Annotated in this window: 9 protein-coding genes; 6 read left to right on the top strand and 3 right to left on the bottom strand. The window is 66.3% G+C overall.

What is annotated here, in order from left to right:
• A partial coding sequence (locus VN856_RS04140; protein WP_325686426.1) for an MBL fold metallo-hydrolase occupies positions 1-666 on the bottom strand: 666 nt, incomplete at its 3' end.
• A 118-nt stretch (positions 667-784) separates the two neighbouring features.
• On the opposite strand from VN856_RS04140, the gene VN856_RS04145 reads away from it, so the two are divergent.
• The 4 genes from VN856_RS04145 to VN856_RS04160 are packed head-to-tail and all read left to right on the top strand — an operon-like array spanning position 785 to position 3,987.
• Positions 785-1,552, top strand: coding sequence for a 1-acyl-sn-glycerol-3-phosphate acyltransferase (locus VN856_RS04145; protein WP_325686428.1), 768 nt, complete (start codon positions 785-787; stop codon positions 1,550-1,552).
• A gap of 8 nt (positions 1,553-1,560) precedes the next feature.
• Entirely contained in the window at positions 1,561-2,310 is a 750-nt protein-coding gene (locus VN856_RS04150) for a lysophospholipid acyltransferase family protein (RefSeq protein WP_325686430.1), read from the top strand.
• Between the two features lie 47 nt (positions 2,311-2,357).
• Positions 2,358-3,143, top strand: coding sequence for a lysophospholipid acyltransferase family protein (locus VN856_RS04155; protein ID WP_325686432.1), 786 nt, complete (start codon positions 2,358-2,360; stop codon positions 3,141-3,143).
• A gap of 28 nt (positions 3,144-3,171) precedes the next feature.
• Positions 3,172-3,987, top strand: a complete 816-nt coding sequence (locus VN856_RS04160; RefSeq protein ID WP_414686862.1) for an HAD family hydrolase — start codon at positions 3,172-3,174, stop codon at positions 3,985-3,987.
• 7 nt (positions 3,988-3,994) lie between these two features.
• On the opposite strand, the gene VN856_RS04165 is transcribed toward VN856_RS04160, so the two are convergent.
• Together VN856_RS04165 and VN856_RS04170 are read right to left on the bottom strand one after the other, a co-directional pair.
• Entirely contained in the window at positions 3,995-5,611 is a 1,617-nt protein-coding gene (locus tag VN856_RS04165) for an N-acetylmuramoyl-L-alanine amidase (protein ID WP_325686434.1), read from the bottom strand.
• A gap of 170 nt (positions 5,612-5,781) precedes the next feature.
• The gene (locus tag VN856_RS04170) at positions 5,782-6,609 is read right to left on the bottom strand and encodes a hypothetical protein (protein ID WP_325686436.1); all 828 of its coding nucleotides are present in this window, start codon (positions 6,607-6,609) and stop codon (positions 5,782-5,784) included.
• A 273-nt stretch (positions 6,610-6,882) separates the two neighbouring features.
• On the opposite strand from VN856_RS04170, the gene glf reads away from it, so the two are divergent.
• Together glf and VN856_RS04180 are read left to right on the top strand one after the other, a co-directional pair.
• On the top strand, positions 6,883-8,097 hold the full coding sequence (gene glf, locus VN856_RS04175; protein WP_325686438.1) for a UDP-galactopyranose mutase: 1,215 nt from the start codon (positions 6,883-6,885) through the stop codon (positions 8,095-8,097).
• Positions 8,094-9,267 (top strand): glycosyltransferase (locus VN856_RS04180; protein ID WP_325686440.1); only part of this gene is annotated, 1,174 nt, incomplete at its 3' end. The genes glf and VN856_RS04180, both read left to right, overlap by 4 nt.

Here is a 9,267-nt window from a genome sequence, read left to right on the forward strand (position 1 = left end):
CGGGACGACCCAGGTCGCCCCGACCTGGGTGAGGTATTGGCGAGCGCGGTCCATCTGCCGTTGCCTTTTCTGGATGCCGAAAGATTCCTTGGCGCGGGCCGGCATGTCGTAGACCATCGGGTACCAGATCGCACCGGAGTACTGCAGCAGGTGCACGTCGACGCGACCGAACTCGTTCGTCAGCACGTCGAGATCCACTGGCCGGGCGTCGTTCATGTTGAAGGCGGTTGTGACGCCGTCGGAGACCACCAGCGCCGAATCGCCGATCGGGCCGTCGGCGGGCGCGCGCAGCGCGATGATCATGATGTCCAGCTCGCCCTTGGGACCGCTGAGCCGGTGCTTCACCGAATCGGTGGTCTCGAAGAAGCGGTGGAAGCCCAGCAGCTGCAGGGCATTTTTCAGGTCTGGCACCGGATAATCCGGCAGCAGGACGGTGGCGTCCTTGTTGACGTGCTCGGCCAGCAGCTTGGCGTCGAAGTGGTCCTTGTGTAGATGTGAGACGTACAGATAGTCGCAGTCGCCCAGCGCGTCCCAGTCCAGTCGGCTGTTGTCCGGGAACGGGAACCACGATGCGAAGTAGGCCGGGTTGACCCAGGGGTCGCACAGAATGCTGCCGGCCGGAGTATCTATCCGAAAGCCGGCGTGGCCGATGCTTGTGACCTGCACTGACACCCTTCAAGGACTGGTTACGCGACGCTCGTCTGCCGCTCCGAGCTTAGCGGGAGCGCGCTGAAACACCCGACCCGCTAGAGCCACCCAGCGGCGAACACTAGGCTTGATCACCGTGGAACCGGTATACGGAACGGTCATCGCACTCGTCCGGACTGTGTGGCGGGTGCAGGGTTTGCGTTTCACGGTCATCGGGCAGGAGAACATCCCCGCCACCGGCGGCGCCGTCATTGCCATCAACCACACCGGCTACATGGACTTCACCCTGGCTGGGCTACCCGCCTTCCGGGAGCACCGCGCGCGCAAAGTGCGGTTCATGGCCAAACAGGAAGTCTTCGACAGCAAGCTCACCGGACCGATCATGCGGGGCTGCCGGCATATCCCGGTGGACCGGTCCAGCGGCGCCGCGTCCTACGCCGTCGCTGTCGAACGGCTCAGGGCCGGTGAACTCATCGGCGTCTATCCCGAAGCGACGATCAGCCGCAGCTTCGAGATCAAGGAATTCAAGTCCGGCGCCGCCAGGATGGCGATCGAGGCCGATGTCCCGATCATTCCGCACATCGTCTGGGGCGCCCAACGGATCTGGACCAAGGACCATCCCAAGAAGATGTTCCGCCCGAAGGTGCCGATCGTGGTGATGGTCGGTGAGCCGATTCAGCCGACACTGCCCGCGCCCGAGCTGACCACGCTGCTGCACTCCCGGATGCAGCATCTGCTGGAGCGAGCGCAAGACGCATACGGTCCGCATCCTGCCGGCGAGTGGTGGGTTCCGCACCGGCTCGGTGGCAGCGCCCCGACTCTGGCCGAGGCCGCCCAGCTCGATGCTGAGGAGGCCAGCCGCCGCGCGGCCGCCAAGGCGGCTCGTGAGGCGGGACCCGCCTAGCCACGGCCATGGAGCCGGTATTCCGCACGCTCGAGATCACGGCCAAGGCCCTGGTCGCCGCGACCGGCACCAAGATCACCTACCAGCACATCGAGCGCATCCCGTCGACCGGTGGCGCGGTGATCGCGATCAACCACACCAGCTACGTGGACTGGCTCCCTGCTGCGCTTGCGGTGGAGGCACGCGGGCGGCGCATCCGCTACATGATCAAGGCGGAGATGCAGCAGGTGAAGGTGGTCAACTTCCTGATCAAGCACACCAAGACGATCCCGGTCGACCGCCGGTCCGGCGCGGGGGCATACGCCGAAGCCGTCCGCTTGCTGCGGGCCGGTGAGCTGGTCGGCCTGATGCCGGAGGCGACGATCAGCCGCAGCTTCGAGCTCAAGGACTTCAAGACCGGAGCGGCTCGGATGGCGCTGGAAGCGAGGGTTCCGACCATCCCGCTGATCGTCTGGGGTGCGCAGCGGATCTGGACCAAGGACCACCGGCGCAATGTGGGTTACAAGAAGATCCCGGTGATCGTGGCGGCGGGCCGGCCGTTGCCGCCGATCGGTGACGCCGAGCATCTGGACGCCGCTCTGCGGGAGGGAATGACTTCGCTGCTCCACCGTGTTCAACAGGAGTATCCGCATCCAGAGGGCGCTTTTTGGGTGCCGCGGCGGTTGGGCGGCAGCGCACCTACGGTGGCGGAGGCAAAAATTATTGAGGACACTGAAAGGGCTGAGCGCGCCCGCAGGCGGGCAGAGCACAGACCCTGACGCACCGACGGCCGCGGAGAAATCAGCCGAGAAAGGGAGCTACCGGGATGGCAGAGCCGTTTTATCGGTTCGGCGAGTGGGTCGTTCCGCCGGTCGTCGCCATGAACGGGACCAAGTTCACCTTCCGCGGGCTGGAGAACATCCCCGCGCGCGGTGGCGCGCTGCTCGCCCAGAATCACACCAGCTACCTGGACTGGCTTCCGCCGTTGTTCGCCGCCCGCGAGCGCGGCCGACGGATGTACTTCATGATCAAGGCCGAGATGGCCGATGTGAAGGCGGTCAACTACGTCATCAAGCACGCCCGGCTGATTCCGGTGGACCGCCGCCAAGGGCACGACGCCTTCGACACCGCGGTGCAGCGACTACGCGAGGGCGAATTGATCGGGATGCATCCCGAGGCCACCATCAGCCGCAGTTTCGAGTTGCGCGAGTTCAAGACCGGTGCGGCCAGGATGGCTCTGGAGGCGCAGGTGCCGATCGTTCCGCTGATCGTCTGGGGCGCCCACCGCATTTGGCCCAAGGATCACGAAAAGAAGTTGTTCCGCAACAAGGTTCCGATCACCGTCGCCGCCGGTCCCCCGCTGGCCCCGCACGGGACCGCCGAAGAACTCAACGTCACATTGCGCGCGGCGATGAACGACTTGCTGTACCGGGTGCAGGAGGAGTACCCGCACCCGGAAGGCGAGTACTGGGTGCCGCGCCGGCTTGGTGGTAGCGCGCCGACGCGCGAGGACTCCCAGGCGCTCCGATTGAACGAATTGCAGGAACGCCTCGACAGGTTCGGGACCGACGGCGTCACCCGCCCCGGGCAGAGCCAAAGCGGAACGCATTGATCACCTGCTGTGAAAGCAGATCGTCACAGTGACGTTGCCCGCGCTGATCGCCTGCGACGTTGACGGCACCCTGCTCGGCGAAGACGAAAAAGTCACTGCGCGCACCCGTGACGCCGTGCGTGCGGCGATCGATGCGGGCGTGCTGTTCGTGTTGGCCACCGGCCGCCCGCCGCGATGGATCCCGCCGGTGGTCGACGGGCTCGGTTTTGCCCCGATTGCGGTGTGCGCCAACGGAGGCGTGATCTACGACCCGGAGACCGACCGGGTGCTCTCCGCCAAGACGCTATCCGTGGATGCCCTGTGCGAGCTGGCGGAGATCGCCACCCGGGTCATCCCGGGAGCCGGGCTGGCCGTCGAGCGGGTCGGGGCCAGCGCGCACGACAGCGCCACCCCACAGTTCGTCAGTTCGCCGGGCTACGAGCACGCCTGGCTCAACCCCGACAACACCGAGGTCTCCCTCGACGACCTGCTCAGTGCGCCCGCCGTCAAGCTCTTGGTCCGCAAGGCGGGCGCGCGCAGCGCCGACATGGCTGCCGCGCTCGTCAAGCACGTCGGCGTGCAGGGCGACATCACCTACTCGACCAACAACGGGCTGGTCGAGATCGTGCCGCTCGGTGTCGACAAGGCCAACGGCATCGCCGAAATCGCTGGGCCGCTTGGCATTCCCGAGTCCGACTGGGTCACGTTCGGTGACATGCCCAATGACGTGCCGATGCTCCTGCGCGCCGGCCTCGGAGTGGCGATGGGTAATGCGCACCCCGACGCGCTCGCGGCGGCCGATGAGGTCACCACAACCAACGCCGACGACGGAGTGGCGCGGGTGCTGGAACGCTGGTGGTTGTAGGCGGTCGCTAGGCGGCCGGCGCGACGGGGGAGAACCGCTCGAGCTGAACCGGTGGTCCCGTCGCGGACGGCGGCGGGAGTTCCTCGACAATTCCGTCGATCACCCGGCTGACCCGGCCGCTGAGCCGGTCGAAGTTCAGCGTGCCGTGCTGGAAGTTCTGCTTCACCCATTGCGGCTCTTGGAATTCGGAGCTGGTCGGCAGGCCGAGGGCTCCCCGCTCGTAGCCGAGTGAGGCCCACGCGTCGTAGATGGCTCCGGTGATCGCTTGCGGACCGGTTTCCGGCGACCAGTACATCGCGCCGCGGTCGAAATTGGCGTAGCGGGTGTCGCCCTCGCCGGTCGCTTCCGGCGAGGTGGGTGCGCCCAGGATGCTGCTCGGGCCACCGATCGTCTGCCAACGGTCGTAGATGGCACCGCCTTGTAGCGACAGGGCCAGGTCTTCGGGTCGCGGCGGTCCACTGAAATGTGCTGCGGTTTCCCGGATTTCGTCAAGCAGCCCATAGGCGACGTTGCCGGGGCAGTCGGTGGCGCCGACGTCGCGGTGGCTGAAGATGGTCGGCAGTGTCGCCACGGCATTGACTGGGAAGTTGGTGTTCTCCCCGCCGGCCGACGACAAAGCGACTGTGCCTCTTGGGTTTATGTGGTCCAGGCCGAGCCGCCAGCCGACCAGCCGGCCGAGCGTGTGCAGCTGGATCGGGGTCGGCGCCACGTCGTCGAAGTTGCCGATCATCGCCACCCCCCAGCTGTCCCGGTTGAAGCCGCCGGTGTGGTCACCCTGCACCGGCCCGACCAGCGCGCCGGCCCTGCCCTCGAATACCTGGCCGTACTTGTCGACCAGCGCGTTGTACGCGATGTCGCACCAGCCCAGGATCTGGGTGTGATACGCGTAGATGGACTGGACGATCGCCGCCGAATCCTGCGGCTGGTAGTCGTTGCTCTCGCCGGTGTGGTGCACTACCGCGGCGCGGATCGGTTGGTCGAACGGCCGGTTTCCACAGTGCACCGCTTCGTCGGCGCCCCATTGCGCGCGAGCGATGATGTTCGGCGCCTGGCCCGCCGCGACGATCGCAGTCGGCGGTGACCACTGGGTGTCGGCCGGTGCCTCGGGCGGGGAAATCAGAATAGCCGAGATGTTTTGCGCCAGAGGCTGTTCGGCGGTGGCCGGGATATAACCCAGGCCGGCGGGCGCCGGGGTCCTCGGTGGGACGGTCTGCGGCGCGCCGGCCGGACGGGTGACTGAGATCTGGACCGTCGTGGTCTTGCCGACGAATACGGGATCGGTGCCGCGCGGGCCCGGGGTCGAGCGGTGGTCGCCCGAAGAGAGCAGCGTCTCCGTGTCGTACCACGGGCCCCACGAGCCGTCGAGGTGCCGAGCGCGGATTCGCGCCGAGGTGCCGGTGAGGTCTCCGCCGGTCAGCGCCACCATGGAAAACGGCTTGGGCTGACTGATTTCGCGGACCGTGACGCCGCCGCCAAGTCCGATCAGTGGCTGCTGGGCAAGTTGGGTGTCGCCGCCGTGCCGGGCCGGCTGTTCCCGGTGTCCGCTTGCCGCCCACGGGAGGATGACGACGGTCGCCGCGATGGCGGTGAACAGCATCGTCGGCGGACGACGGCGGGACGGCACGACCCGATGTTACGTATGTGTCTATTGTTGCAAATGATTCGACACGCTACTTAAGTGAACGAAGTGATCTTGGCGCGGCACGGCACCGCAGAGTTTGAGCGGCCCTGGTCAAGCCAGGGGCCCACTTCTGCGGTGCCGTTTCGGGGGGAAATCCGAAGCCGCGGGTGCGATCAGGGGATTGGCGCCGGTACGGGTGGCGGGGGAACCGGAGCGGCCGCACCGTGTGCCGCGTTCTGAAGCTGCGGCAAGATCATGCCTTTGAGCAGGTCGATGGCCTGACCCGCACCCAACTGGTTGGCCGCGCTCATCATGTCGCTGACCAGCCCTCCACTGGGGGCCGGTGCCGCTCCGAGAGACGGGTCGCCCAGGATCGGGTAGGTGCCGCCGGCACCCGGGTCCAATCCGACCGGGTCGCTGATCGGCAGTTCGCTCGGGCTCGACAGGCCACCGGCTCCGGTGGCCGGATCAAAGGCACCCGGGCTGGTCAGCCCGGGTGTCAGACCGGGGCTGGTCAGGCCGGGGGTGGACAGGCCCGGAGTCGTTCCCGACGTCAGACCGGGGGTCAGGCCCGGCGTCGTGAGCCCGGGGGTCGCACCGGGCGTCAGGCCCGGAGTGGTCAGACCCGGAGACGTCAGGCCCGGCGTGGTCAGGCCCGGTGACGTGAGGCCCGGTGACGTCAGGCCCGGCGAGGTCAGCCCGGGGCTGGCCAGATCGGGCGAGCCCAGGCCGGGAGTGCCCAGGCTGCTCGGGCTGGTGGCACCGGTCAGGCTCGGGATCGGCGGCAGGCTGACGCCGAACTGCGACAACCCCTGCGTCAGCGCGCCCATCAGCTCACCGGGAAGGTCGGTCATGGACGCGGCCCGGACAAACTCGTGGTGCACGGGGGCGGGCTTGGCGGTCAGGTCGCAAACAGCGATGTAAGCAAAAGGACTCGCGACCGCCAGAGCGGCGAACGCGCTCGTGGCTGTCGAGAGCCTGCGTCGACGTCGGTTCGGCACGGAAGTCTCCTCAATCTGGAAATGCGGTCAACGTCATGCCCGAGGGCAAGGTGCCTGATAGGTCGTTCTCAGCGCACATGACCGATGGTACGTACGTGATTGATGTGACTAGAGTGACGAGATCCAATCGTGAGCAGATCGCGACGTTCGTCACCAAAATCTGCACTATCGTTACGCGCCACGCCGATGTTCGGGCTTGCTGTCGATGTTTCCGCGCTAAGACCCCCGCGCCGAACGGGCGACGGTCTCGCAGTCCGATACCCTAGGCAACCGATGACTTCTCCTTCCGGTCGCTTTGACCTCTATGTCGTCGGCTCCGGATTTTTCGGTCTGACGATTGCCGAGCGCGTGGCCACTCAGCTCGGCAAGCGGGTGCTCGTGCTCGACAGGCGTCCGCATATCGGCGGAAACGCCTATTCCGAGCCCGAGCCGCAGACCGGCATCGAGGTACACAAGTACGGCGCGCACCTGTTCCACACCTCCAACAAACGGGTGTGGGATTACGTGCGGCAGTTCACCGACTTCACCGGCTACCAGCATCGGGTCTTCGCCATGCACGACGGCCAGGCCTACCAGTTCCCGATGGGCCTGGGTCTGGTGTCGCAATTCTTCGGCCGCTACTTCACGCCCGACGAGGCCAGGTCGCTGATCGCCGAACAAGCCGCCGAGATCAAGAGCGACGACGCGCAGAACTTCGAGGAGAAGGCGATCTCGCTGATCGGCCGCCCGCTGTACGACGCGTTCGTGAAGCACTACACCGCCAAGCAGTGGCAGACCGACCCCAAGGAGCTGCCGGCGGCCAACATCACCCGGCTGCCGGTCCGCTACACCTTCGACAACCGCTACTTCAACGACACCTACGAGGGCCTGCCGGTCAACGGCTACACGGCCTGGCTGCAGAACATGGCGGCCGACGACCGCATCGAGGTCAGGCTGGACACCGACTGGTTCGACGTCCGCGACGAGCTACGCGCCGCCAGCCCGGACGCTCCGGTGGTCTACACCGGTCCGCTGGACCGTTACTTCGACTATGCCGACGGCCACCTGGGCTGGCGCACTTTGGATTTCGAGGTCGACGTGTTGCCAACCGGCGACTTCCAGGGCACCCCGGTGATGAACTACAACGACGCCGATGTGCCCTACACCCGCATCCACGAGTTCCGCCATTTCCACCCGGAGCGGGATTACCCGGCCGACAAGACGGTGATCATGCGGGAGTACTCCCGGTTCGCCGAGCAGGACGACGAGCCGTACTACCCGATCAACACCGAGTCTGACCGCGCGGTGCTGGCCGCGTACCGGAGCCGGGCTGCGAGCGAAACCGCTTCGGCCAAAGTACTTTTCGGTGGACGGCTGGGCACCTACCAGTATCTCGACATGCACATGGCGATCGCCAGCGCATTGAATATGTACGACAACGTCCTGACGCCGCACCTGCGTGACGGCGCGCCGCTGGACGAGAACAGCAGAGGAAGCACCCGGGGATGAGTAAGACCACGGTCGACGATGAAAACCGTGCCGCGACCCAGCAATCCGGTAAGGCGGTGAGTCTACTGGCGCGCGTCATCCTGCCGCGCCCGGGCGAGCCGCTCGACGTACGCAAGCTGTACCTGGAGGAGTCGGCGACCAATGCCCGGCGCGCGCATGCGACCGACCGCACGTCGCTGCAGATCGCTGCCGAGTCCGAGGTGTCGTTCGCCACGTACTTCAACGCGTTCCCGGCCAGCTACTGGCGGCGGTGGACGACGTGCACGTCGGTGGTGCTGCGTACCGAGCTCACCGGCAAGGGGCGCGTCGACGTCTACCGCACCAAGGCCACCGGAGCCCGGATCTTCGTCGACGGCCACAATTTCGCCGCGACGGGCAGCGTGCCGGAGGTCCTGGAATTCCAGATCAGCCTTGACCCATTCGAGGACGGTGGATGGATCTGGTTCGACATCACCACCGACACCGACGTGGAATTACGCAGCGCCGGCTGGTATTCCGACCAACCCGCGCCAGGTGTCGCGAAAGTCGCGGTCGGGATCCCGACCTTCAACCGGCCCAACGACTGCGTCAACGCGCTGCGTGAACTTACCGCAGATCCCTTGGTGGACAAGGTGATCAGCGCCGTCATCGTGCCCGATCAGGGTACGTCCAAAGTCCGCGACCACCCCGATTTCGCCGCTGTGGCTGAGGCGCTGGGCGATCGGCTGTCGATCCACGACCAGCCCAACCTCGGCGGCTCGGGCGGATACAGCCGGGTGATGTACGAGGCACTGAAAAACACCGACTGCCAACAGATCCTGTTCATGGACGACGACATCGAGCTGCAGTCGGACACCGTTCTGCGGATCTTGGCCATGCACCGCTTCGCCAAGGCACCGATGCTGGTCGGCGGCCAGATGCTCAACCTGCAGGAGCCGTCGCACCTGCACATCATGGGCGAGATGGTGGACCGGGCGAACTTCATGTGGACCGCGGCGCCGTTCACCGAATACGACCACGACTTCGCCGAATACCCGTTGAGCGACAACAACCCTCGCAGCCACCTGCTACACCGGCGCATCGACGTCGACTACAACGGCTGGTGGACCTGCATGATCCCGCGCCACGTGGCCGAGGAGCTCGGCCAGCCGTTGCCGCTGTTCATCAAATGGGACGACGCCGATTACGGGC

The sequence above is a fragment of the Mycobacterium sp. genome, assembly GCF_035603715.1.
Lineage (GTDB): Bacteria > Actinomycetota > Actinomycetes > Mycobacteriales > Mycobacteriaceae > Mycobacterium.

Bases quoted from the DNA above. Each gene is read 5' to 3' on its own strand.
- VN856_RS04150 (WP_325686430.1), top strand. From the start codon at position 1,561: ATGGAGCCGGTATTCCGCACGCTCGAGATCACGGCCAAGGCCCTGGTC.
- VN856_RS04155 (WP_325686432.1), top strand. From the start codon at position 2,358: ATGGCAGAGCCGTTTTATCGGTTCGGCGAGTGGGTCGTTCCGCCGGTC.
- glf (WP_325686438.1), top strand. From the start codon at position 6,883: ATGACTTCTCCTTCCGGTCGCTTTGACCTCTATGTCGTCGGCTCCGGA.